Here is a 21861-nt window from a genome sequence, read left to right on the forward strand (position 1 = left end):
CGAAGTAGAACCCATCTCATTCTAAGCTTAGTTTCCTAAATAAGCACGTAGCATCCAAGCATGTTTGTTCAAGCTTTTCTTCATGCTAGTCAGCATATCGGCTGTTACTGGATCTTCCTCTTCAGCGGCTTCGATGATTTCTAGGAATTCCGTAGAAAGTTTTTCGAAATCGGTGATGACGCTTTGTACCATATCTTCTGTATTTTCTTTACCTGTCGCTTCTTCAAGAGTCGTCAATTCTAAATATTCTTTAAGCGTAGCGACCGGTTTTTCTCCGATGGCTAAAAGTCGTTCAGCTAGCTCGTCCATGTCTGTGCCGATTTCTGTGTATAATTCTTCTAGTTTTTGGTGAAGTTCAAAGAAGTGGGGTCCATTTACGAACCAGTGGAAATTGTGGATTTTTGTATAAAGGACATTGAAGTTTGCAATTTCTTTGTTTACTAATTTACCTAATTTTTTCTGAGTCATAATATCTACCTCCGTTAGTTGGTTATACCTATATAGTTCCCTCTCCACAAAAATTGAAACCTTTATCGCTTCAATTCTTATGCTAAAATGAATATATAATTTGTCCCAAAGGAGCTGTCAATATGTTTACGGTTTTGGTGATATCCATCATAGTCATCTTGATTGTACTGGGGCTATCCGTCCTGACGATTGGTAAAGGCTATAGCTACAAGCATACTGTCGATCCAATTGACCCGCTGCCAAAAAACGAAGAAGAGGAAAAAGACCAAGATAAATAAAAAAAATCCTGTCTTGGAAAAGACAGGATTTTTTTAGAGCTTAACCGAATACTTTATGAAGGTCCGCTTTATCTTGTGATAACCAGAAATTCATCAATTTCTTGGCTCCTTCAAGATCATGCAATTTTGCTTGGCCGCATTGCTTTTCATTAGCAGCTGGAATTTCCGTGATTTGCAGGGCATCCTTGAACGTATCTTCCAATACGTCGATGATTTCCGTCACGGTCGGCTCACCACTCACAACCAGGTAATATCCTGTTTGGCAACCCATTGGCGAAATGTCGATGATATCAAAATGATCGTACTGCTCGGAATGCTTACGGATGTTGAACGCGAGCAAATGTTCCAAAGTGTGGATCGTATCCGGCTTCATCGCTTGCTTGTTCGGCTGGCAGAAACGGATATCAAATTTATTAACAACACCATCTGTTCCGACCTTATGGACACCGCAATGTCTTACATAGGGGGCTTTAACAGCATTATGATCTAATTCAAAGCTTTCAACTGAAGGCATTTTATTCACTCCTTAATTGTATGTCTCTTCTATTTTACCTTGAAACACAATATATTTCACCCTTTTAAATTTATGCCAATTGGCTGAACAGGCCTAAAATCCTTTCTCACATCCTTTATTAACCTTCTAGAAAACAAAAGAAATATGGTATAATAAACGATAGTGAATTTATTTGAAAAGAGATGAAATTGCTTGCTGAAAAAAATGATCATGGGCATCATACGTTTTTATCAGATTGTGGTTTCTCCATTAAAACCGCCAACATGCCGTTTTTACCCTACCTGTTCTCATTACGGTTTAGAGGCCGTGAACCGTTTCGGTCCGATCAAAGGAAGCTGGCTAGCCATCATCAGGATTCTTAAATGCCATCCGTTCCATCCAGGTGGTATTGACCTTGTTCCAGAAAAAAAGAAAAAACAGTAATAAGAAGGAACGCGTCAAAAAAACCTTGCTTTTCGGAACGATTTTATGTATTATACTATAGTCAAATCGTAATCATTTCGTTTTCAAAACCATACATTTTAAATCGTAATCAATACGAATTATTCAAAAAGGAGAATTTTTTCATGAAAAGAAAATTATTACTTCTTTCACTCATTGCAGCATTGGCCCTTACAGGTTGCGGCAAGTCTGAAGGAAAGCAGAAGGAAGATAAAGATGTGCTGGATATATACACGACCGTTTATCCTCTGGAATATTTCACGGAAACCATTGGGGGCGAATTTGTGAACGTTGAGACGGTTTATCCTCCGGGTACAGATGAGCATACCTTCGATCCCTCCCAAAAGGATATTGTAGGCATGGCGAACTCAGACCTATTTTTCTATATTGGATATAATTTAGAGGGCTTTGTCACAAAAGCTGAACCGATCTTAAAGGGTGAAGGCGTAACTACGGTCGCTGTAGGTGAAACCGTTTCAGTAGATGAACATGATGAGGAACACGATCATGAACATGGAGAACCCGATGACGATGGCCATGATCATGGCAGCGTCAACCCACATCTATGGCTCGACCCCATCTATTCCATTCAGATGGCCGAAACCGTGAAAGACGAGTTAACGAAGCAGATGCCGGAACAGGAAAGCTACTTCACATTGCGTTTTAACGAGCTTTCAGATAAATTGAAGGCACTCGACAAGCAGTTCGCGAAAACAATCAAGGCCGGTCGTACGAATAAAGTGATTGTTTCCCATTCTGCTTATGGGTATTGGGAAGATCGCTACGGCCTTGAACAAATCGGGGTAACCGGACTTACCTCGTCAAATGAACCGTCGCAAAAACAGCTGGCTAGCATCGTCTCCATGGCTAAAGATGAAGACCTTCATTACGTCATCTTCGAACAGAATATCAGTTCCAAGCTGACCGAAATCATCCAGAAGGAAATGGGGGCGGAAGCACTCGAGTTCCACAATCTTTCCGTTCTGACAGATAAGGACATCGAAGCCGGTGAGGATTACTTCAGCCTCATGGAAAATAACATCAAGACCCTACAAACGGCATTACACTAAACATATCAGGAGGCGAACCCACATGGTTCGCCTCTTTTCCATTTTTAATCCAGTGTAAATGCACTTCCTTTGTTCAAAGCTATAGATGTACCATTAAAGGAGGAGGAATTCATATGGCTCAGGATGTAAAATGTGCTGTTGACAGCTGTACGTTTTGGAAGCACGGCAATCGTTGTTCCGCTGACATGATTAAAATCGAGCATTATTCAGAAGAACGTGCTCACACAAGCCATCAAACTGGATGCCGCACCTTCAAACCCGCTGAGGATTTGTAAGTTCATTAAGAAACCGGACTCAAAGATTGGATTTGAGTCCGGTTTTTTTCACTCGATATATTTCTCGCGTATCCTTTCCATCTTCTCCATCAAGTCTTTTCCGATGACTGGCTCGAATTCTGGATAGATGCTTGTCATTTCTTTCATCCACAGCTTTCTCTCTTTATCGGATAAGGTATAGACTTCAATCGTGGATTTCTCTTCAATGGCTTGTAGCTGGGTTTGGTTCATTTCCTTCGCCTTGTCCCAAAGCCAAGATGTGGTATCATCCATCGCCCGCGTGATTTGCTGTTGGATATCCGGAGGAAGGTCTTCCCAAAAGGATTGATTCATCATGACGACATACCCTAAATAGCCATGGTCACTTATGGTTAAATATTTTTGCACGTCATATAGCTTCTTGGAATAGATATTGGAGATCGTATTTTCCTGGCTATCTGTTTTCTTGATTTCCAGACTTTTGAATGTGTCATTAAACTCCAACTTCGAGGTTGACGCACCAAAGTGTTCGAATTGACTCTCCAGCACAGGACTTGGCATGATCCGGAAGTTTTTCCCGGACAAGTCTTCAGGACGGCGGATGGGCTCATTGCTTGTCATTTGTTTAAAGTTATTGGACCAAAAGGCAAGACCCTCGATATTTACCTCAGCTAAATGATTCAGAAGTTCTTCTCCTACTTCCCCATTCAGCGCTTCTTTGAGGGCAGCATCCGTGGGAAAGATATAAGGAAGGTCCAAAAGCATCCATTTTTCCGATATGTTCGTAATTTTAGAAGTGGTCGGTGCAATCATCTGCACCTTATTTTCTTGTAATGCCTCTATTTCTTCGCGATCACTATACAACGATTGATTCGGGTACACCTCAATTTTGACACGGTGATCGGTATATTCGTCCACAAGGGCCGCAAACCGGCTTGCCGCCAAACCCTTGGGTGTATTCTCAGCCACCACATGACTGAACTTAATCACGATTTGATCCTCCATTCCAACCTGTTCCTCATCTATGGGCAAATCGAACCCAAAGCTTGTAAAGAACGATTGAAAGGCGATATAAACCGCAACCAATACCCCTATTCCGATCAACACCAGGTATCCCCCGTAAGCACGCATAGTGACATCTCCTTACCGAACGCTTCACATTATACGTTCATTCTATCACAGCTTTTTCACCGTTGTATGACAACCTAGGAAATTGGGCGAAAATAACCGAAGATTCTGGTAGTATTAAGGAGAGATCTAATGGAGGAAAACAAATGGATAAATCCTTTCATATGCCGATTCAATTAAAGATCACCCTGCTATCCTTTATAATCGTGGCCTTTTCCATCCTCATTGGTGGGATTATCATTTTTGGGAATATCGTCTCCATCAGGGAAGAGGAAACCGGTGCCCGTTCGATGATCACGGCCCATACGATTGCAGAACTTCCCGAAGTACAAAAGATGGTCCTGGAACCTGAAGGCTGGACCGAACTGAATCCCATCATTGAAAATTTAAGAAAAATTCATCAGGCCGATTATATCGTTGTCCTGAATGAAAAACATATGCGGTACTCCCATCCGGTTTACAGCCAACTGGGAACCTTATCGAAAAGCAATGATGAGCGTGCCGCTTTTGCAGAACATGAATATATCTCGAAAGCCGTAGGGGAACTTGGCGTTTCCGTTCGTGCCTTCGTTCCCATCCTAAATGAAGAAAACAAACAGATAGGTGTCGTCCTTGTCGGGAACATCCTGCCGACGATCCCGGAAGTCATCACTGACTTAAAGACGGAAATACTGCTTCTTCTCTTTTTGACGCTTCTGTTTGGTGTATGCGGCTCATGGCTACTGGCCAGGCGCATTAAAAAGGAAACCTTCCAGCTTGAGCCACACCAGATTTCCCAGATGCTCGTTGAAAGGACGGCCGCCTTCAATGCCATGCATGAAGGGGTCATCGCCATTGACACTAATCAGATCATTACGATATTCAATGAAAAGGCCAAACAGATGCTGAACATAAGCGGTTCCGTGATCGGCAAAAAAATCACGGATGTGGTGGATGATACCCGCCTCCCAGAAGTTTTGGAACGGACTACTCCCATCGTCAATCAGGAAATTTCCGTCCAGCAAAAAAACATCCTGAGCAACCGGGTACCGATCAAGATAGACGATAAGACCGTCGGCGCCGTGGCCATTTTCCAAGACCGGACGGATGTGACGAAGCTTGCCGAAGAACTGACAAGCGTAAAGGCATTCGTGGAAGCTCTGCGTGTACAAAATCATGAACATATGAACAAGCTACATACGATCGCTGGATTGATACAACTAGGAAATTTAGACGATGCTCTACAGTATATTTTTCAGATCACCGAGGAACAGGAGGAATTGACCAGGTTCTTAACGAAGCACATACACGATGATAATTTAGTGGGGCTACTTTTGAGTAAGGTTTCCTTAGGCAGGGAACTTGGCATCGAGCTTACCATGGATAAGCATACGAAGCTGGACCGCTTTCCACCTGACATGGATTATCATGATTTTGTCTTGATCGTCGGAAATCTGATTGAGAATTCTTTTGCGGCACTCAAATATTCGACCGAAGAATCCAAGCAGGTCTATCTGTCCATCTATCAAGATGAACGGCATTGTCAAATCGTGCTGGAAGACAATGGACCGGGCATTCCCGAACCTATACATAAGGATATTTTCGAGTATGGTTTCACGACAAAAGGTTCCGGGGGATCGGGAATAGGACTTTATCTAATCAATCAAATTGTAAAAAAGGCGCATGGTGAAATGAGTTTTACGACGCGGCCTAACGAAGGGACTAGCTTTTTTCTTTCCTTTCCCATGCAGGATATAGAGGAGATCAAATGACCAATCAAATATGTGTACTTTTAATTGAAGATGACCCAATGGTCCAGGAGGTAAATAAACAATTTATCGAGCGCCTTTCCGCCTTTACCGTGGTGGATACGGCTAATAATGGACTGGAAGGTCTTGAAAAAATCAAGAAGCTAAAACCGGATCTTGTCATTTTGGACATCTTCATGCCGAACTTGAATGGCGTGGATACGCTTTATCAAATAAGGAAAGACCAACTTGATGTCGACGTCATCATCATCTCGGCGGCCAATGATCAGAAAACCATCCGGAAAATGATTCAGAATGGAGCCTTTGATTATTTAATTAAACCCTTTAAATTCGAAAGGCTGCAACATACACTTGAGCAGTATTATGCCTTTCGCATGGAAGTTGAGCCAGATCATTCTATCTCTCAAACCCAACTGGATCGCCTTCTCTTCCAAAACCAATCGTCTCCTAAGCAGACATTGAAAAAAAATGTCCCCAAAGGGTTGAACGGGTCCACTCTGGAACAGGTCACGAAATTCATCAAAACCCAACCTGGCTCTCTATCCGCAGAGGACGTCGCCGATGGAATCGGCATTGCGCGGGTGACGGCCCGACGCTATCTCGAGTACTTACATGATGAAGAAATCCTTCAACTTGATGTCCAGTATGGCAATATTGGCCGCCCTGTCAATCGATACCGCCTTAACAAGGAATAGCCCATATGAAAAGGGACCGATTCATACCATGAAGACGGTTCCTTTCATGCTTCCTTCGTCCGGTCATACATTCCCCATTTTCTTTTCAAAAGAAACAACTCGCACTCCGCTAATGCAGTGATTTCCTTAATGACAAAATCCGGCATCCCCCTTCTTAACAAAACCTCTGCAATAAGGTACGGCTTTTTCATATTCTTCCCCCCTCCCTTTCTCTAAAATGTTTTCGCTTTCTTACATTATACAAAATAATCCATAAAAAGAAAAATAGACAAAGCCCCATTTTTGAGTAAATGGGGCTTTTTTTGAATATAAATATTTTAATAAGGACTAATCATTCAATCGATAAATGAGGAGGAAGGTAAAACCAGTTACGAATTGTAATAGAGTCGCCGAATCGGAAACCGATCCAGTTCTCTCCTTTATCCATAGCAAAAAAGCTGCCCCATGACAGCTTCATCTACTCACTATAATCTCCCCTATTGCATCGGGGTTTACATTACTTATAAACGGCCCTATAGCTTGTCAGTTCATCCAACCGCTTCTCACGGATGTCAAAACCGATTCCCGGTTTGTTCGGAACCTTAATGACACCATTTTTCACGATGACTTCCGGTTCGATGATGTCACTCTCCCAATAGTGGGACGAAGAGGAGATATCTCCCGGAATCGTGAATCCTTTTAACGTGGCCAGTGCAAGATTATGGGCACGTGATATGCCGAACTCAATCATGCCACCACACCAAAGAGGAATATCGTGCTCCACACAAAGATCATGAATCTTGACCGCTTGCGACCAACCTCCGACCTTTGCCATTTTGATCGTGATCACTCCGCAGCTCTTTAGCATCAGCGCACTTTTCGCATCATGGTAGGAATTGATGCTTTCATCAAGGCAAACCGGTGTCTTTAGCCGCTTTTGCAAAATGGCATGTTCGACGATATCATCATGCCCAAGGGGCTGCTCGATCATCATAAGCTGAAAGTCATCCAGCTTTTGCAGATGCGGGACATCCGAAAGCGAGTAGGCCGAATTCGCATCCACCATCAAGGGGATATCTGGATAGGCCCTCCGGATTTGCGTCAGGTATTCCGTATCATTTGCTGGATTGATCTTGATTTTATAGCGTCGATAGCCGACCGCCAAGCCTTCCTCTATTTGCCGGAGTGCATCCTCTATGTGATCCGAGGCAACGACGACCCCAGCATCCACTTCGGTTCGTTCCCCGCCGAATAGCTTTCCGAGATAGATGCCCTCTTGCTTGGCATACAGATCCCAGATTGCCTGTTCCAAGGCCGACTTTGCCATGGCATTCCTTCTGATACCGCTCCAAAGGCCCGCAAGCTGATTGGGATGCGTCAAATCGAATGCCAAAGTCTTAGGAATCAGGAAGTCCTTCAACATATGAAAACAGGTTTTCACTGTTTCCTCGGTGTACCATGGACTCGAAAATGGCACTGCCTCCCCGTATCCAATACCCCCATCTTGATCTCGTGCTTCGACAATGATGACTTCCCGTTCCGTCACGGTTTCCAGATGGGTCGTGAATGGCCGCTTTAAAGGGGCCTTCACGAGCCTTAAAGTGATGGATGTCAACTTCATTTCTGGTCCCCCCATCGCTTCTTCAGTTCCCTCCGCAGCAGCTTACTTGCACCATTGCGTGGCAGTTCTTCAAGAAATAATACGCTGCGGGGAATTTTATAAGCAGCTAGCCCTTCTCGGCAATGGGCCAACAGCTCAGCTTCGCTAACTTCCATGCCTTTATGCCTGACAACGAAAGCAAGCGGCACCTGCCCCCATGTTTCATGATCGATACCGGTGACACCCGCCTCGAAAACGGCTGGGTGCGTACTTAGGACATTCTCAATCTCGGCTGGATAGACATTCTCCCCTCCAGAAATGATTAAGTCCGAACGCCGGTCAAGCACGTATAAAAACCCTTCTTCATCAAGGTAACCCAGATCCCCCGTGTAAAGCCAGCCCCCTGAAATCGCTTGCTCTGTCGCATCCAAACGATTGAGATAGCCTTTCGTTACATTCGGACCCGATACGACAATCTCACCCGGTACACCCGGTCCGCATATCTTTCCGTCCTTCTCTATCCTTAGTTGGGAAGGGAACAAGGCCTTACCGGCAGACCCAACCTTTGTCATCGCATTTTCCGGGGCAAGTGTCACGATTTGCGAAGCTGTTTCCGTCATGCCGTAGGTCTGATAAACGGGTATTCCTTTTTCCCTGCAGGCTTCGAGCATATGTACAGGTGCAGGGCCTCCGCCTAGCAGTGCGCAACGAAATGTTTCCGGATAACGTGCAGCACCAAGGTCATGCAGCATTCTATTCAACATCGCCGTCACAACCGATATCATCGTCACACCATTATTCAAGATGGCTCGGTTTGCCTCATGTTCATCGAATTTCTCGACCAACACGACTTTCATTCCATAGATTACACTTTTCATCAGAATCGATAACCCGCTTATATGAAAAATCGGGACTGCACAATACCAGCTGTCCTCTTCCCTCAAGCCAAGGTTCAATACGGAGCCGACCGCGCTCCACCAGTGATTGCCGAACGATTGGATGACGCCTTTTGGATGGCCCGTCGTACCCGATGTATACATGATCGTGGCCGTATCTTCCAGATAGAAGTAATTGAGTATATCAGCGGTTCCTTCAGCGGGCAACGCTTCTTTAAAAAGAACCTCAACGTCCGGAAGCAACGATTGGATCCCGGAAAGCTTTTCGATAAACCCTTCTTCCGAAATCAGCCTCATTGACTCGCTGTCCTTGATTTGCCAAGATAATTCCCTGACCGTCAGCTTATTATTGAGCACCACGATTTTCGCGCCCAAATAAAAGAGGGCATGAATCATGACGACGCTATCAATATGATTCCGAAGTAAAACCGCGCATGGTTCACCAGCCTTTATCCCACTAGCTGCCAATTTCCCCGCCATTTTTTCCGTCAACCTATGTAATTCAAGAAACGTATACGTGCTCCCTTCAAACTCGATCGCCGGACGGTCAGGTGATAAATGAGCACGGTTTTTCAGCCAATTCGGCAATTTCTCTTCAGTCATCCAAAGGCCCTCTCCTTTTCTTTTATATATAGAAAACAGCTCGACGAATAATTCCGCCAAGCTGTCCACTAATCAAACCACTCATTTTCTTACTTTTTCCATTAAGGGAAACGAGGGAATTGCCCGAAGTCTGGATCACGTTTTTCTTTGAACGCGTCGCGGCCTTCTTTTGCTTCATCTGTTGTGTAATATAAAAGAGTTGCGTCTCCAGCAAGTTGTTGAAGTCCTGCAAGTCCATCTGTATCGGCATTCATCGCTGCTTTTAAGAAACGAAGTGCTGTTGGGCTCTTCTCAAGCATTTCCTCACACCATTTAACAGTTTCAGCTTCTAATTGATCTAGAGGCACAACTGTGTTGACTAAGCCCATTTCCAATGCTTCTTGTGCATTGTATTGACGGCATAGGTACCAGATTTCACGCGCTTTCTTATGTCCAACGATGCGAGCTAGGTAACCTGAACCGTAACCGGCATCGAAGCTTCCCACATTCGGACCAGTTTGACCGAAGACCGCATTGTCAGCAGCGATTGTTAAGTCACAAACGACATTCAATACATTACCGCCGCCAATTGCCCAACCTGCAACCATCGCTACGACCGGTTTTGGAATCACACGGATCAAGCGTTGTAAATCAAGTACGTTCAGGCGTGGGATATTATCTTCCCCAACATATCCGCCATTCCCGCGTACCTTTTGGTCTCCACCTGAACAGAAGGCTTTTCCGCCTACACCTGTCAAAATGATAACACCGATGCTTGCATCATCACGCGCTCTTGCAAAAGCATCAATCATTTCTGCAGTCGTCTTTGGAGTGAATGCATTATGTACATGCGGACGGTTAATCGATACTTTCGCAATGCCATTATACTTCTCGTATAAAATTTCGTCATATTCACGAATTGTTTCCCATTGAATTGTCATCGTATTTCCTCCTTAATTTCGCTTTAAAAACCCATTTATTATTTTACCAAACTTTTGCCCATCTTCCACATGAATTGCATGCCCGACATCATTAATTTTTTTCCATTCGACATTTTTCAATCGACTTTGCATCAATTCAGCGATATGGCAGAATTTTTCATCCAATTCACCCGTCACAAGCAACACGGGAAAATCCAGGGTCTCAAGATTTTCCCAATAGGAAGGTTGGCTTCCTGTCCCCATGCCGAGCAAGCTGTTCGACAGCCCAATCGGTGTATTTGCGAGCCGTTGCTGTCGAATGACAGTTTGTATAGCTGTGGGCAACCTTTTTTGGGTTTCAAACAACGGGATGTTTTCCCACTGTTCGACAAACGCTTCCATGCCATGTTCAAGGATTCGCTTAGCAAGCTTCGCATCATTGCCCCTGCGGTGTTCTCGCTCCTCTTCTGTCTTGAGACCGGGAGAGGAGCTTTCCAGCATCAATGTATGAACATACTCTGGATACAAGCAAGAGAACGCCAATGCTAATCTGCCACCCATCGAGTAACCAAGGATATGGGCTTTTCGCAGCTTCAATGTCTCTAGAATATGCTTCAAGTCCTTTGCTACTTGCTCCATCCCATACCGCTGGAAATCATCAGGCGCCATCGTTTCCCCATGGCCGATGATATCAACCATGATCAAAGAATAGCGGTCCTGCAACATGGGAACAAGAAAGTCCCATGTATCCCGGTTCCCGGTGAACCCATGTAGACATACTATAGGTTCACCATTTCCCGCTATTTCAACAGCATATGTGACATCTCCACTGACAATTTTCATGAAATTTCCCCATCAAGCACCCGTTTTATTTCCTGGGAAACAAAACTCCACAAATTTCGATGAGTTTGCATATTGGATTCCCGCTCTGTAGGCACTTCAATGATTTTCAATCCAGGTATTTCAAAGGAATCCGTGAACACTTGTTTTAATTCATCCCAATTCCGCACCTTGTTATATTTCCCTCCATAAAGCAAAGCAGCATGGGAGAAATCAAGTCCGTGCGGCGTTCCGAATAACGTTTCGAAATGTTCCTTCTCTTTCGCCTGTGGAAGGAAGGAGAAGATCCCTCCGCCATCATTGTTGATCAACAGGACCGTGATGTTCTGCTTTTGCAGTTTGGCTGCAAGCAATCCGTTCATATCATGGAAAAAGCTTAAATCACCTATGGCCAGCACCGTATTTTCGGTAACCGTGCTCACCCCGATTGCCGTGGAAACGACACCATCAATTCCGTTTGCCCCACGGTTCGCCATCGTCTTGATGCTTTTCTCGTTGTTTAAAAAGAACGTATCCAAATCCCGGATAGGCATACTGTTCCCGACGAATATGGTCGAACCTACCGGCATCATGTCCTGGAGTAAGGAAAAGAGCTTTCCTTCACTTAACTCCGATTCATCCCGGATGGAAGATAAGGCATTCTTCGTCGCTTCATTGATGGATTGCCATAAACCAAGCCAGTCTCTGTCTGTTGCTTCAGGCAGTTTTTCACCGATGCGATGACAAAAATCGACTTCATCACAATAGATCATGCTCGTGGCCAAGCCAGCCGGTTCACGCCATCCTGCACCACCATCGATGACCAATGTCAAAGCCTGCTTCTGTTTTTTCAAGAATAAAAGCAGGGGCTTCGAGACTGGCATCGAGCCGAATCGAAGTACGACATCCGGTTGGAATGCAGCCTTGGCAGCTTCATCACGCAAAAATGTATCATAAGCCTCGATGATGGCGTCTTTGTCATGTGTGCCGCTCCGTAACTGAGAAAGCGGGTCAGCCAGTATTGGGAACCCAAGCTTGTCCGCTAATGTGATGATGGCATCCTTCATCTCTGGGTTCCTAAGTTCCCCACACACGATGATGCCTTGTTTTGCTTTTGACAAAGTAGAGGTCAATCCGTCTAATTGTGCGGCCGTTAGTGAGCGTATCCCACTATCGATCATCACAGTCGGCGTTTCCTTACTTTGCCTATATTCCTTGGCTTGTTTTAAATCTGGAATGAGTGGCTCACGTAAAGGGAAGTTCAAGTGGACAGGTCCTGAAGGTTCCATGGATGCCGTCGCTACCGCTCTCGCCCCAATGGTCCTCGCATACCGGATCATTTCATCACTGCTCTCCGGAAGCGCCATCTCGACAAACCACTTCACTTGCTTTCCATATAAATTGATTTGGTCGATGGCCTGTGGAGCTCCGACATCTCGTAGCTCATGGGGGCGATCAGCTGTCAGGACAACTAGGGGCACCCTTGAATAGAAAGCCTCAATGACGGCAGGATGAAAGTTCGCCGCAGCCGTTCCGGACGTACAAAGAAGTCCGACTGGTTCTTTTAATGCCTTAGCCAATCCAAGAGCAAAAAAAGACGCCGAACGCTCATCGACATTAATATGTACCTGAATATCAGGATGTTCCACCATCAATAAAGCAAGAGGTGTAGAACGTGAACCAGGGCTCACGACCACATGCTTCATTCGATTTTGTGCCAGCTCATCGACAAATGAAGCAGCATAGGCTGTCAATGCATCTCGGTCATTCATTCATTTTTCCTCCTAAAGCACTTAACATCGGGTTGAATTTAATCCCCGTTTCCTGGAATTCACTTTCCGGTGTTGAATCTTCTACCACGCCACATCCTGCAAAAAGCGATGCCTCATTGTCCTGTAATAGTGCGGAACGGATTCCAACCGCGAATTCACCGTTCCCCTTCGAATCCACCCAGCCGAGTGGCCCCGCATAAAAGCCTCGTTCCAGACCTTCTATTTCCCGAATGCGTGTGACAGCTTTCTCTTTTGGAAGCCCACCCAATGCCGGCGTTGGATGGAGATTCTCGACACACTCGAAAATAGTCGTATCCGCTTTACACGTTCCTTTCACCGGTGTAAACAAATGCTGTATATGACGGTTCTTCATCAACTTCGGTCCTGATGGAATGATGACCTCATCACATACGGCTTCAAAAGCGTTGGTAATCATCGAAACGACGTACTTGTGCTCTTGTAGATTCTTTTGATCCAAAAGAAGTTCATTACCTAGACGAGTATCCTCTTCTTCGGTTTTCCCCCGGCCCATTGATCCGGCAAGACAAGTTGAAAAGACTTCATTTCCCTGCTTTTTGATTAATCGCTCAGGAGTGGCCCCGACAAAGCAGTCACCGCCTGCCTCTAAACAGAAAATATAGCTCATCGGCTGCTCGGCAAGCAGTTGCTCTAGAACCTGTTTCGAATCGATGGAGCGTTCAAACACAAGGCGCAATTCCCTTGCCAGAACGATCTTATCAAGATCCGTCGTCTTAATTTCCTCAACGGCCCGCGCAACGGTCTTCTTCCATGCCTCAGGTTCGACTTCCTTCTGCTCAACAAAGACATTGGCCGGTATTTCGCCATCATCAAAGTTTTCGGTAAGGAATGCTTCCCTTTCGTTTATCATATCTATGAAGAGTTTTTCTGAATCATCCGGCGAACAAAGTAGGTTTGTCGTTAAGTAGGCCTCCCCCTCCACTATCGATAGCATGAAGGCAGGTATATAGAACAGATTGTCCCCAAATTGATTCCATAGGAACGAACTGTTGGTTTCATAATCAAAAGAAAAGCCCCCAAATAGCAAAGGGCCGGTCGCATCCACATCGGTCACTCCTGTTGTAACAGCAGTATTCTGCAGCTTGATCCAGCTCATTTCAACTTCTCTATAACGGTCGGCATTTGGTGCCGCCTGGATTTTCTTAACGTTGCCTAAACCAGTAATGGTTATATCTTTTGCGGGATCCTGCCAAAAGAAGCGTTCACCCTTATACCGTTCTCTTCCAGCTTGATAAAATGAAAGGGGGTTGTTGCACTCTATTTTCTTAATATGACTAAATAGAACTTGTTCATTCAAGTTCTTCGCCTTTTGTATGGCCATAGCCAGTCCCTGAAACCGTTCAGTTTCTTTCGAGATAGCCAAAAATATCCCCCCAAATCGTACATTTTAAAAGCTTTTTAACCTATTTAAAGATACACCTCCGTTTAACCTCATGTCAATAAAACCACCCTCGAACCGACAAATCATGCCTGCTTTTTTCCTTATTATATGATTCTTAGATAATGATGTAGCATCTCCTTCAATTTGGAAGTCCCGGCTCATCAAATCCCTTTGACACGCTCGAACACTTTTCCTACATTTTATAGGATATCCTTTTGTGAACAAATTCAATCTTTGTTATAATTTTAAGGTACTGATCATGATTTTGAGGAGAGAAATAATGCACACAGAATACGACGAGCTTCCCCTTAAACGAACCTGGAAAATCTGGTGGGAGTTAATTCGTCCACATACACTTACCGCAGCTTTTGTTCCCGTCCTGCTTGGAACCGTCCTTGCCTTGTTAGAGGATGGCGTAAATTGGTTATTATTTGCGGCCATGATGATCGCAAGCATCCTTATTCAGGCTGCAACGAACTTATTTAATGAATACTATGATTTCAAAAGGGGCCTTGATACCGAAGAATCAGTCGGCATCGGTGGCGGTATCGTCCGTCATGGCATGACCCCGAAACTGATCATGACCTTGGCCCTTAGCATGTATGGAATCTCTCTTTTACTAGGAATCTATATTTGCGCCGCGTCATCTTGGTGGATTGCCGCTGTCGGCCTTGTTTGCATGCTGGTCGGCTACCTTTATACCGGAGGTCCGCTACCGATATCATACACACCATTTGGGGAACTTTTTTCCGGTCTATTCATGGGCTTCTTGATCATCTTGATCGCCTACTTCATCCAGACCGGTACAGTTTCTTCCTTAGCCATCCTGATTGCCGTACCAAGCGGTGTTCTTGTCGGGTTGATCAATCTATCGAATAACCTTCGAGACCATGACGGCGATAAGGCCCATGGCCGCAAAACGATGCCTGTCGTTATGGGAAGGAAAAATGCACTAACTTTCATGTCCGTCATGTTTGCATTCTGTTATGTGTGGGTTGTCGGACTGATTCTCTTGGGAGACGTAACACCTTGGATCCTGCTTTCTTTCCTAAGCATTCCGAAGGCCCTGACTGCCATCAAAGGCTTTGCAGGTAAAACGGAAGCCATCACAATGGTGCCAGCGATGAAAGCAACGGCACAAACGAATACGTTCTTCGGTTTACTGATGTTCATCGGTTTACTCATCCATTATTTCATTCAATAAACTCAAAGCTTTAAACCCCGTGCATGGTGCATGGGGTTTTTTCGTTGTTTCCCACCCCGCTGATTCGGGTACTTACTAATAACTACACAAAAAACAACGATGAAACCATAATCGTACTTATAAAAGGAGAGGAAACCAATGGCGACTGAAAAACAAATCCTGAAATTAAAAGAAGAACTGTTAAGTGAAAAAGAACAGCTTCAACAAAGAATCAAGAATGATGAGACTGTAACCAAACAGTCACAAACCGACTTTTCCGGCGAAATCTCTTCCTATGATAATCACCCCGCCGACTTAGGCACCGAGCTTTTCGACAAGGAAAGATATCAAGCCATCAATGAGCACGCGGAAGAGGAAATCGGAAAAATCGATCTTGCCCTAGAAGCCATTAAAGAAGGAACATACGGTGTTTGTAAGGAATGCGGCAAAGATATCCCATATGAACGGCTTGAAGTGGTTCCTTCCACCTTATATTGTATCGAGCATACACCAGAACAAAAAGTCCATGACGACGTGACCGATGAATATAGACCAGCCGAGGAAGATATCCTGATCCCTTCTAAGGGAGATAACTTTGAGAACAGGCGCCATTCAGATACAGATGACGAAAATACGGTCAAAGAAGACAGTTTCGGTGAAGTCGCCCAATTCGGAACATCAGACACTCCTGCAGACTATCAGCATAATCGCACAAGCTATAACGAACTTTATGATACAGAAGACGATACCGAGACATTCCCTGAAGACTATGAAGGTTATGCTGCCAATGATATAGAAGGGAAAAATCGTCAAGTCGTATCCAACGAGAACAAAGAAGAATACGAAGACATGCTCGATGACCGGAAAATTGATTCTAAAATGGGCGATATCCCTTACAAGAAGAAAGACAGCTATATAGATGAAAAATAAAAAAGTGCCAGACCTTGTACAGAACTTTGTACGGGGTCAGCACTTTTTTTAATGCTATCCTTATAAGGCTTAAAAGAACACCTTTTCTACTTGATACTCTCTTTACTATCTTCTTGCCCTCCAACGACATTCTCCATATAATTTTTACCCCAATTATACATCGAATCAAGAATCGGCATCAGGCTTTCTCCTTGTTCTGTCAGAGAGTATTCCACTTTGGGAGGTACTATTGGATAGACCTCGCGATGAACAATAAGATCTTCTTCCAGCTCTCTAAGCTGGTTAACCAGCATTCTTTGAGTGATGCCCGGCATAAGTGCCTTCAATTCACCAAAACGCTTGGTCCCCTGCTTGCCTAAGTGCCATAAAATAAGCATCTTCCATTTTCCCCCTATAACAGATAGGGTCAATTCCTTCTCACAATTGAATGTTTTATTCTCTAGCCTTGTCATCTGAATTACCTCCATATTTAGAATCCTGTATCCCATAGTATACTTTTTAACACTATGTAAAATAAAAGTGCGTACTAACAAAAATATTATACTTAGTATATGATACATTGTATAGCCAAGATGATTTTCTTGCTGTGCATTGAATGAACGTGAGAGGTACATACTTACTGTGCAACATACTAAAACATACTAGTGGGAGTGAAGGATAAATGGAATTACAATTGGCATTGGACTTAGTAAACATTCAAGAAGGAATTGAATTGGTTAAACAGGTGGAAGAATATATAGATATCGTAGAAATCGGTACACCGGTAGTTATTAATGAAGGGCTTCGGGCTGTTAAAGAAATGAAAGAAGCTTTCCCTTCTTTAAAAGTATTAGCTGACCTTAAAATTATGGATGCAGCCGGTTACGAAGTGATGAAGGCATCTGAAGCTGGCGCTGATATCATCACGATTCTTGGTGCAGCTGAAGATATGTCCATCAAAGGGGCTGTAGAAGAAGCTAAAAAACAAGGCAAAAAAATCCTTGTTGATATGATCGCTGTGAAAGATCTTGAAACACGTGCGAAAGAATTGGATGCATTTGGCGTCGACTATATCTGTGTGCACACTGGCTACGATCTTCAAGCTGTTGGAAAAAACTCTTTTGAGGACCTTCAAACCATTAAACGCGTTGTAAAGAATGCAAAAACGGCTATTGCAGGCGGCATAAAATTAGATACACTTCCTGAAGTCATTAAAGTACAACCTGACCTTATCATTGTTGGCGGAGGCATCACTGGACAAGATGATATTAAAGGGACAGCTGCCCAAATACAAGAATTAATTAAACAAGGCTAATATTTAACATGCAGACTTCACAATATATGGCTAAAATCATACAAGAGCTAAGTCGTTCAGTAGACTTAATAGCTGACGAAGAAGCTGAACAACTGGTTAATCGGATTCTTGAAGCAAAGAAAGTTTTTGTAGCAGGTGCAGGAAGATCCGGGCTGATGGGTAAATCCTTTGCCATGCGAATGATGCATATGGGGATAGATGCATATGTATTAGGTGAAACCGTCACCCCCACCTTCGAAAAAGATGACCTTTTAATCCTTGGAACCGGTTCGGGAGAAACAAAAAGTTTGATTTCCATAGCAGAGAAAGCAACGAATATCGGTGGAACCATTGCGACCGTAACAATTTCCCCCGAATCGACCATTGGAAAATTGGCGGATTTCTCAATAAAGCTGCCTGGTTCACCTAAAGACCAGTCGGAAGGTGATTACCAAACAATCCAACCGATGGGCTCTCTATTTGAGCAGACTCTCTTACTTTTCTTCGATAGCGTCATTTTAAGGATAATGGATAAAAAGGGATTGAATACGAATAAAATGTATGGCCGACACGCAAATCTCGAGTAAAAAGTGAAATATAAAAAGACCGCAAGAAATTCTTCTGAATTTACTTGCGGTCTTTTTTTTTGTAAAAGGATTACAGGCTCCTATATATTCTATAAATTAAGATACCGTCCAGTGACGGAAGACATATTATATGCCCATCCTAATAAAAGGTCTCTTCCTTTAATCAAACTTATAGAAAAAAGACTCCTACGATGTAGCTGACCACCTTATATAGGTTTGATTAGCTTCTTAAGTGTACTCATCTTTTGGGAGTTACTCTATCAATTTAGAGTAATCAATCCTATATTTTTAAGTTCTCCATTGCAAATGGTACAGGTCGGATATCAACTAGCTGTAAGCGGTGTACTTTTGGAAAACTTGGCATTCACACTTAAGAACTTTTCCGTAGGATTCATTCTAGTTGCTTTCGTAGGGATGGGCGTCGGACTAATTACTGGATGGTACAAACCTTTAGGTATAAAGCTTTTGATCCTTTTCTAACCGCAATGCTAGGTACCCCTCGCATTGTCCTACTGCCTTTAATCATGGTATGGATGGGATCCGGATTTTCTAGCAAAGTATTACTCGTCTTTCTCGCAGGTGTATTCGCGATTATTCTCAATACCATGTCCGGTGTACAGAATCTTGACCCCAATCTCACAAGAGTGACAAAGGCTTTCGGAGCTTCTCAGCTTCAAACTTTCCTTACGGTCGCTCTTCCAGGTTCTTTACCCCAAATTGTATCTGGATTACGTGTAGGAATCAGGCAGTTCTTGGTTGGTGTAATTGCTGCTGAAATGTTTGTTTCAACGGGGGGAATAGGCTATTTTATTGCACAGCCTTCAGCGAACTTCAACATTGATAGAGTATTCGTAGGAATAGTAGTGATCATTATGGTAGGAATGCACGTTACGCAATCGGTTAAATAGATAGAAGTATTTTATTAAACATCCGATTAATAAAATACTTCTATAATAAGAAAAAACAGTCATAAAAAAAGAAGCATACTTATGTATGCTTCTTTTTATGACCCGTACGGGAATCGAACCCGTGTTACCGCCGTGAAAGGGCGGTGTCTTAACCGCTTGACCAACGGGCCGAATGGCGGAGAAGGAGGGATTTGAACCCTCGCGCCGCTCGCGCGACCTACACCCTTAGCAGGGGCGCCTCTTCAGCCTCTTGAGTACTTCCCCATGGCTCCGCAGGTAGGACTCGAACCTACGACCGTTCGGTTAACAGCCGAATGCTCTACCACTGAGCTACTGCGGAACAATAAAATATGGTGGGCCTAAATGGACTCGAACCATCGACCTCACGCTTATCAGGCGTGCGCTCTAACCAGCTGAGCTATAGGCCCATATTGGAGCGGGTGAAGGGAATCGAACCCTCATCATCAGCTTGGAAGGCTGAGGTTTTACCACTAAACTACACCCGCGAAATGGGGCGACTGATGGGAATCGAACCCACGAATGCCTGAACCACAATCAGGTGCGTTAACCACTTCGCCACAATCGCCGTAATATGAAATTGTAATGGTGGCTCAGGACGGAATCGAACCGCCGACACAAGGATTTTCAGTCCTTTGCTCTACCGACTGAGCTACTGAGCCTAAAAAATGGCGGTCCCGACGGGAATCGAACCCGCGATCTCCTGCGTGACAGGCAGGCATGTTAACCGCTACACCACGGGACCTAATGATTGCGGGGACAGGATTTGAACCTGCGACCTTCGGGTTATGAGCCCGACGAGCTACCGGACTGCTCCACCCCGCGACGGTAATAATGAATCATTTTGCATCAAGTTTTCATGAATACTGTTTTTTTACTTCCTAATATGTAAGGTTGCTTTAAAACAACTTGTTGCTTTTTAAAAAAATGGAGGAGGTAGAGGGATTCGAACCCCCGCGGGATTTGACTCCCCTGTCGGTTTTCAAGACCGATCCCTTCAGCCGAACTTGGGTATACCTCCGTGGCTAAGAAAAAAATTCTATGGTGGACCTTGTAGGACTCGAACCTACGACCGGACGGTTATGAGCCGTCTGCTCTAACCAGCTGAGCTAAAGGTCCTTATATTTATTGGTAGCGGCGGAGGGGATCGAACCCCCGACCTCACGGGTATGAACCGTACGCTCTAGCCAGCTGAGCTACACCGCCAAAATAATATAAGTTTTCTTTTTTTGAAAAAATGGTGGAGCCTAGCGGGATCGAACCGCTGACCTCCTGCGTGCAAGGCAGGCGCTCTCCCAGCTGAGCTAAGGCCCCATTTCATTAAAAATCACATGGTCGGGAAGACAGGATTCGAACCTGCGACCCCTTGGTCCCAAACCAAGTGCTCTACCAAGCTGAGCTACTTCCCGCAAAAAAACATGGTGCGCCCGGCGGGAGTCGAACCTACAACCTTCTGATTCGTAGTCAGATGCTCTATCCAATTGAGCTACGGGCGCATATTAAGATGGTGCCGAGGACCGGAATCGAACCGGTACGGTAGTCACCTACCGCAGGATTTTAAGTCCTGTGCGTCTGCCAGTTCCGCCACCCCGGCACATACGAAAAGTGGAGCGGAAGACGGGATTCGAACCCGCGACCCCAACCTTGGCAAGGTTGTATTCTACCACTGAACTACTTCCGCATGAATGATGCGGGTGAAGGGACTTGAACCCCCACGCCTTGCGGCGCCAGATCCTAAGTCTGGTGCGTCTGCCAATTCCGCCACACCCGCATGAAAAAGTGATGAGCCATGAAGGATTCGAACCTTCGACCCTCTGATTAAAAGTCAGATGCTCTACCAACTGAGCTAATGGCTCATGCTTGTCTTACTATGAAAATGGTGCCGGCAAGAGGACTTGAACCCCCAACCTACTGATTACAAGTCAGTTGCTCTACCAGTTGAGCTACACCGGCAGGTGTAAAAAATAATGGTGGAGGATGACGGGATCGAACCGCCGACCCTCTGCTTGTAAGGCAGATGCTCTCCCAGCTGAGCTAATCCTCCATATTTATATGCTTGGCGGCGTCCTACTCTCACAGGGGGAAACCCCCAACTACCATCGGCGCTGAAGAGCTTAACTGCCGTGTTCGGAATGGGAACGGGTGTGACCTCTTCGCTATCGCCACCAAACATTGTTAACTTTTTTAGGACATTTACTATTATAGCATATCTCTGAAAAAAAGCAAGAAGAAATTTTCATTCCTTCAAAACTAGATAATATATTAGAAGGTGTTCATTTTTTAAAAGCGTTGGTTAAGTCCTCGATCTATTAGTATCAGTCAGCTCCACATGTCGCCACGCTTCCACCTCTGACCTATCAACCTGATCATCTTTCAGG

At 44.5% G+C, this 21861-nt stretch carries 23 protein-coding genes, 21 tRNA genes and 2 rRNA genes; 11 read left to right on the top strand and 35 right to left on the bottom strand.

The window, feature by feature from the left end; translation table 11 throughout:
• Positions 1-27 precede the first annotated feature (27 nt).
• On the bottom strand, positions 28-468 hold the full coding sequence (locus ACQKL0_RS11985; protein ID WP_402875179.1) for a Dps family protein: 441 nt from the start codon (positions 466-468) through the stop codon (positions 28-30).
• Between the two features lie 122 nt (positions 469-590).
• Between ACQKL0_RS11985 and ytzI the strand changes: the two genes are divergently transcribed.
• Positions 591-746, top strand: a complete 156-nt coding sequence (gene ytzI, locus ACQKL0_RS11990) for a YtzI protein (protein WP_402875181.1) — start codon at positions 591-593, stop codon at positions 744-746.
• Between the two features lie 40 nt (positions 747-786).
• On the opposite strand, the gene ACQKL0_RS11995 is transcribed toward ytzI, so the two are convergent.
• Positions 787-1260, bottom strand: coding sequence for an S-ribosylhomocysteine lyase (locus tag ACQKL0_RS11995; protein ID WP_402957008.1), 474 nt, complete (start codon positions 1258-1260; stop codon positions 787-789).
• 204 nt (positions 1261-1464) lie between these two features.
• Here ACQKL0_RS11995 and yidD point away from each other — a divergent pair, with 204 nt between their 5' ends.
• From yidD to ACQKL0_RS12010, 3 genes are all read left to right on the top strand, one after another.
• Positions 1465-1683 carry a membrane protein insertion efficiency factor YidD gene (gene yidD / locus ACQKL0_RS12000; RefSeq protein ID WP_402875252.1) on the top strand — a complete coding sequence of 73 codons (219 nt, stop codon included), beginning with the start codon at positions 1465-1467 and terminating at the stop codon, positions 1681-1683.
• Positions 1684-1826: 143 nt separating this feature from the next.
• The gene (locus ACQKL0_RS12005; RefSeq protein WP_427687823.1) at positions 1827-2771 is read left to right on the top strand and encodes a metal ABC transporter solute-binding protein, Zn/Mn family; all 945 of its coding nucleotides are present in this window, start codon (positions 1827-1829) and stop codon (positions 2769-2771) included.
• Positions 2772-2884: 113 nt separating this feature from the next.
• Positions 2885-3046 carry a DUF1540 domain-containing protein gene (locus ACQKL0_RS12010; protein ID WP_402875188.1) on the top strand — a complete coding sequence of 54 codons (162 nt, stop codon included), beginning with the start codon at positions 2885-2887 and terminating at the stop codon, positions 3044-3046.
• Between the two features lie 48 nt (positions 3047-3094).
• On the opposite strand, the gene ACQKL0_RS12015 is transcribed toward ACQKL0_RS12010, so the two are convergent.
• Positions 3095-4156: a DctP family TRAP transporter solute-binding subunit gene (locus ACQKL0_RS12015; protein WP_402875191.1), complete on the bottom strand. Its 1062-nt coding sequence runs from the start codon at positions 4154-4156 to the stop codon at positions 3095-3097.
• Between the two features lie 143 nt (positions 4157-4299).
• On the opposite strand from ACQKL0_RS12015, the gene ACQKL0_RS12020 reads away from it, so the two are divergent.
• Positions 4300-5904, top strand: a complete 1605-nt coding sequence (locus ACQKL0_RS12020; protein ID WP_427687825.1) for an ATP-binding protein — start codon at positions 4300-4302, stop codon at positions 5902-5904.
• Positions 5901-6596: a response regulator gene (locus ACQKL0_RS12025; RefSeq protein WP_427687827.1), complete on the top strand. Its 696-nt coding sequence runs from the start codon at positions 5901-5903 to the stop codon at positions 6594-6596. The genes ACQKL0_RS12020 and ACQKL0_RS12025 overlap by 4 nt, the downstream gene beginning before the upstream one ends.
• 44 nt (positions 6597-6640) lie before the next feature.
• Here the strand turns inward: ACQKL0_RS12025 and ACQKL0_RS12030 are convergent, their stop codons facing one another.
• The 8 genes from ACQKL0_RS12030 to ACQKL0_RS12065 all read right to left on the bottom strand — a co-directional run bounded on the left by ACQKL0_RS12030 (position 6641) and on the right by ACQKL0_RS12065 (position 14566).
• Entirely contained in the window at positions 6641-6787 is a 147-nt protein-coding gene (locus ACQKL0_RS12030; protein WP_402991844.1) for a hypothetical protein, read from the bottom strand.
• Between the two features lie 140 nt (positions 6788-6927).
• Positions 6928-7053: a hypothetical protein gene (locus tag ACQKL0_RS12035; RefSeq protein ID WP_407406224.1), complete on the bottom strand. Its 126-nt coding sequence runs from the start codon at positions 7051-7053 to the stop codon at positions 6928-6930.
• 39 nt (positions 7054-7092) lie between these two features.
• Positions 7093-8196, bottom strand: coding sequence for an o-succinylbenzoate synthase (gene menC / locus ACQKL0_RS12040; RefSeq protein WP_427687829.1), 1104 nt, complete (start codon positions 8194-8196; stop codon positions 7093-7095).
• A complete protein-coding gene (locus ACQKL0_RS12045) occupies positions 8193-9674 on the bottom strand; it encodes an o-succinylbenzoate--CoA ligase (RefSeq protein WP_427687831.1) in 1482 nt (493 codons plus the stop codon). The genes menC and ACQKL0_RS12045 overlap by 4 nt, the downstream gene beginning before the upstream one ends.
• Positions 9675-9775: 101 nt before the next feature.
• Positions 9776-10594: a 1,4-dihydroxy-2-naphthoyl-CoA synthase gene (menB, locus tag ACQKL0_RS12050; protein WP_402875214.1), complete on the bottom strand. Its 819-nt coding sequence runs from the start codon at positions 10592-10594 to the stop codon at positions 9776-9778.
• A 12-nt stretch (positions 10595-10606) separates the two neighbouring features.
• Complete coding sequence (gene menH / locus ACQKL0_RS12055; RefSeq protein WP_427687833.1) at positions 10607-11416, bottom strand: 2-succinyl-6-hydroxy-2,4-cyclohexadiene-1-carboxylate synthase; 810 nt, start codon at positions 11414-11416, stop codon at positions 10607-10609.
• Positions 11413-13164: a 2-succinyl-5-enolpyruvyl-6-hydroxy-3-cyclohexene-1-carboxylic-acid synthase gene (gene menD, locus ACQKL0_RS12060; RefSeq protein ID WP_427687835.1), complete on the bottom strand. Its 1752-nt coding sequence runs from the start codon at positions 13162-13164 to the stop codon at positions 11413-11415. The genes menH and menD overlap by 4 nt, the downstream gene beginning before the upstream one ends.
• Entirely contained in the window at positions 13157-14566 is a 1410-nt protein-coding gene (locus ACQKL0_RS12065) for an isochorismate synthase (protein ID WP_427687837.1), read from the bottom strand. The genes menD and ACQKL0_RS12065 overlap by 8 nt, the downstream gene beginning before the upstream one ends.
• A gap of 298 nt (positions 14567-14864) precedes the next feature.
• Between ACQKL0_RS12065 and ACQKL0_RS12070 the strand changes: the two genes are divergently transcribed.
• Together ACQKL0_RS12070 and ACQKL0_RS12075 are read left to right on the top strand one after the other, a co-directional pair.
• Positions 14865-15788, top strand: a complete 924-nt coding sequence (locus tag ACQKL0_RS12070; RefSeq protein ID WP_402875228.1) for a 1,4-dihydroxy-2-naphthoate polyprenyltransferase — start codon at positions 14865-14867, stop codon at positions 15786-15788.
• Positions 15789-15926: 138 nt separating this feature from the next.
• The gene (locus ACQKL0_RS12075) at positions 15927-16697 is read left to right on the top strand and encodes a TraR/DksA C4-type zinc finger protein (RefSeq protein WP_402956990.1); all 771 of its coding nucleotides are present in this window, start codon (positions 15927-15929) and stop codon (positions 16695-16697) included.
• Positions 16698-16783: 86 nt separating this feature from the next.
• Here the strand turns inward: ACQKL0_RS12075 and ACQKL0_RS12080 are convergent, their stop codons facing one another.
• The gene (locus ACQKL0_RS12080) at positions 16784-17149 is read right to left on the bottom strand and encodes a winged helix-turn-helix transcriptional regulator (protein WP_402875234.1); all 366 of its coding nucleotides are present in this window, start codon (positions 17147-17149) and stop codon (positions 16784-16786) included.
• Between the two features lie 209 nt (positions 17150-17358).
• Here ACQKL0_RS12080 and hxlA point away from each other — a divergent pair, with 209 nt between their 5' ends.
• From hxlA to ACQKL0_RS12095, 3 genes are all read left to right on the top strand, one after another.
• Entirely contained in the window at positions 17359-17991 is a 633-nt protein-coding gene (gene hxlA / locus ACQKL0_RS12085; protein ID WP_403125294.1) for a 3-hexulose-6-phosphate synthase, read from the top strand.
• Positions 17992-17999: 8 nt separating this feature from the next.
• Complete coding sequence (hxlB, locus tag ACQKL0_RS12090; protein ID WP_427687840.1) at positions 18000-18557, top strand: 6-phospho-3-hexuloisomerase; 558 nt, start codon at positions 18000-18002, stop codon at positions 18555-18557.
• Positions 18558-18994: 437 nt separating this feature from the next.
• Positions 18995-19465, top strand: a complete 471-nt coding sequence (locus ACQKL0_RS12095) for an ABC transporter permease (RefSeq protein WP_427687842.1) — start codon at positions 18995-18997, stop codon at positions 19463-19465.
• 98 nt (positions 19466-19563) lie between these two features.
• Here the strand turns inward: ACQKL0_RS12095 and ACQKL0_RS12100 are convergent.
• The 23 genes from ACQKL0_RS12100 to ACQKL0_RS12210 all read right to left on the bottom strand — a co-directional run.
• Positions 19564-19635, bottom strand: a tRNA-Glu gene (locus ACQKL0_RS12100).
• A 3-nt stretch (positions 19636-19638) separates the two neighbouring features.
• A tRNA-Ser gene (locus ACQKL0_RS12105) sits at positions 19639-19729 on the bottom strand.
• A 1-nt stretch (position 19730) separates the two neighbouring features.
• Positions 19731-19805 (bottom strand) — tRNA-Asn (locus ACQKL0_RS12110).
• 11 nt (positions 19806-19816) lie between these two features.
• A tRNA-Ile gene (locus ACQKL0_RS12115) sits at positions 19817-19893 on the bottom strand.
• 4 nt (positions 19894-19897) lie between these two features.
• Positions 19898-19971: transfer RNA gene (locus tag ACQKL0_RS12120), tRNA-Gly, on the bottom strand.
• A 4-nt stretch (positions 19972-19975) separates the two neighbouring features.
• Positions 19976-20051, bottom strand: a tRNA-His gene (locus ACQKL0_RS12125).
• An 18-nt stretch (positions 20052-20069) separates the two neighbouring features.
• A tRNA-Phe gene (locus tag ACQKL0_RS12130) sits at positions 20070-20145 on the bottom strand.
• A gap of 7 nt (positions 20146-20152) precedes the next feature.
• A tRNA-Asp gene (locus ACQKL0_RS12135) sits at positions 20153-20228 on the bottom strand.
• Positions 20229-20234: 6 nt separating this feature from the next.
• Positions 20235-20308: transfer RNA gene (locus tag ACQKL0_RS12140), tRNA-Met, on the bottom strand.
• A gap of 103 nt (positions 20309-20411) precedes the next feature.
• A tRNA-Ser gene (locus ACQKL0_RS12145) sits at positions 20412-20504 on the bottom strand.
• A 21-nt stretch (positions 20505-20525) separates the two neighbouring features.
• Positions 20526-20602: transfer RNA gene (locus ACQKL0_RS12150), tRNA-Ile, on the bottom strand.
• 10 nt (positions 20603-20612) lie between these two features.
• Positions 20613-20689, bottom strand: a tRNA-Met gene (locus tag ACQKL0_RS12155).
• A 32-nt stretch (positions 20690-20721) separates the two neighbouring features.
• Positions 20722-20797 (bottom strand) — tRNA-Ala (locus ACQKL0_RS12160).
• Positions 20798-20815: 18 nt separating this feature from the next.
• Positions 20816-20892, bottom strand: a tRNA-Pro gene (locus tag ACQKL0_RS12165).
• 10 nt (positions 20893-20902) lie between these two features.
• A tRNA-Arg gene (locus ACQKL0_RS12170) sits at positions 20903-20979 on the bottom strand.
• Positions 20980-20988: 9 nt separating this feature from the next.
• A tRNA-Leu gene (locus ACQKL0_RS12175) sits at positions 20989-21077 on the bottom strand.
• A gap of 12 nt (positions 21078-21089) precedes the next feature.
• Positions 21090-21164 (bottom strand) — tRNA-Gly (locus tag ACQKL0_RS12180).
• Between the two features lie 8 nt (positions 21165-21172).
• A tRNA-Leu gene (locus ACQKL0_RS12185) sits at positions 21173-21254 on the bottom strand.
• A 12-nt stretch (positions 21255-21266) separates the two neighbouring features.
• Positions 21267-21339: transfer RNA gene (locus ACQKL0_RS12190), tRNA-Lys, on the bottom strand.
• Between the two features lie 21 nt (positions 21340-21360).
• Positions 21361-21436 (bottom strand) — tRNA-Thr (locus ACQKL0_RS12195).
• A 15-nt stretch (positions 21437-21451) separates the two neighbouring features.
• Positions 21452-21527: transfer RNA gene (locus ACQKL0_RS12200), tRNA-Val, on the bottom strand.
• Between the two features lie 10 nt (positions 21528-21537).
• A 5S ribosomal RNA gene (gene rrf, locus ACQKL0_RS12205) occupies positions 21538-21653 on the bottom strand.
• 119 nt (positions 21654-21772) lie between these two features.
• A 23S ribosomal RNA gene (locus ACQKL0_RS12210) occupies positions 21773-21861 on the bottom strand; the annotation flags it as partial.

Origin of the sequence: Peribacillus sp. NPDC097264, assembly GCF_050277925.1 — a bacterium.
GTDB lineage: Bacteria > Bacillota > Bacilli > Bacillales > DSM-1321 > Peribacillus.

Coding starts and splice junctions, on each gene's coding strand:
- ACQKL0_RS11985 (WP_402875179.1), bottom strand. CDS start 468: ATGACTCAGAAAAAATTAGGTAAATTAGTAAACAAAGAAATTGCAAAC.
- ytzI (WP_402875181.1), top strand. CDS start 591: ATGTTTACGGTTTTGGTGATATCCATCATAGTCATCTTGATTGTACTG.
- ACQKL0_RS11995 (WP_402957008.1), bottom strand. CDS start 1,260: ATGCCTTCAGTTGAAAGCTTTGAATTAGATCATAATGCTGTTAAAGCC.
- yidD (WP_402875252.1), top strand. CDS start 1,465: ATGATCATGGGCATCATACGTTTTTATCAGATTGTGGTTTCTCCATTA.
- ACQKL0_RS12005 (WP_427687823.1), top strand. CDS start 1,827: ATGAAAAGAAAATTATTACTTCTTTCACTCATTGCAGCATTGGCCCTT.
- ACQKL0_RS12010 (WP_402875188.1), top strand. CDS start 2,885: ATGGCTCAGGATGTAAAATGTGCTGTTGACAGCTGTACGTTTTGGAAG.
- ACQKL0_RS12015 (WP_402875191.1), bottom strand. CDS start 4,156: ATGCGTGCTTACGGGGGATACCTGGTGTTGATCGGAATAGGGGTATTG.
- ACQKL0_RS12020 (WP_427687825.1), top strand. CDS start 4,300: ATGGATAAATCCTTTCATATGCCGATTCAATTAAAGATCACCCTGCTA.
- ACQKL0_RS12025 (WP_427687827.1), top strand. CDS start 5,901: ATGACCAATCAAATATGTGTACTTTTAATTGAAGATGACCCAATGGTC.
- ACQKL0_RS12030 (WP_402991844.1), bottom strand. CDS start 6,787: ATGAAAAAGCCGTACCTTATTGCAGAGGTTTTGTTAAGAAGGGGGATG.
- ACQKL0_RS12035 (WP_407406224.1), bottom strand. CDS start 7,053: ATGAAGCTGTCATGGGGCAGCTTTTTTGCTATGGATAAAGGAGAGAAC.
- menC (WP_427687829.1), bottom strand. CDS start 8,196: ATGAAGTTGACATCCATCACTTTAAGGCTCGTGAAGGCCCCTTTAAAG.
- ACQKL0_RS12045 (WP_427687831.1), bottom strand. CDS start 9,674: ATGACTGAAGAGAAATTGCCGAATTGGCTGAAAAACCGTGCTCATTTA.
- menB (WP_402875214.1), bottom strand. CDS start 10,594: ATGACAATTCAATGGGAAACAATTCGTGAATATGACGAAATTTTATAC.
- menH (WP_427687833.1), bottom strand. CDS start 11,416: ATGAAAATTGTCAGTGGAGATGTCACATATGCTGTTGAAATAGCGGGA.
- menD (WP_427687835.1), bottom strand. CDS start 13,164: ATGAATGACCGAGATGCATTGACAGCCTATGCTGCTTCATTTGTCGAT.
- ACQKL0_RS12070 (WP_402875228.1), top strand. CDS start 14,865: ATGCACACAGAATACGACGAGCTTCCCCTTAAACGAACCTGGAAAATC.
- ACQKL0_RS12075 (WP_402956990.1), top strand. CDS start 15,927: ATGGCGACTGAAAAACAAATCCTGAAATTAAAAGAAGAACTGTTAAGT.
- ACQKL0_RS12080 (WP_402875234.1), bottom strand. CDS start 17,149: ATGACAAGGCTAGAGAATAAAACATTCAATTGTGAGAAGGAATTGACC.
- hxlA (WP_403125294.1), top strand. CDS start 17,359: ATGGAATTACAATTGGCATTGGACTTAGTAAACATTCAAGAAGGAATT.
- hxlB (WP_427687840.1), top strand. CDS start 18,000: ATGCAGACTTCACAATATATGGCTAAAATCATACAAGAGCTAAGTCGT.
- ACQKL0_RS12095 (WP_427687842.1), top strand. CDS start 18,995: ATGGTACAAACCTTTAGGTATAAAGCTTTTGATCCTTTTCTAACCGCA.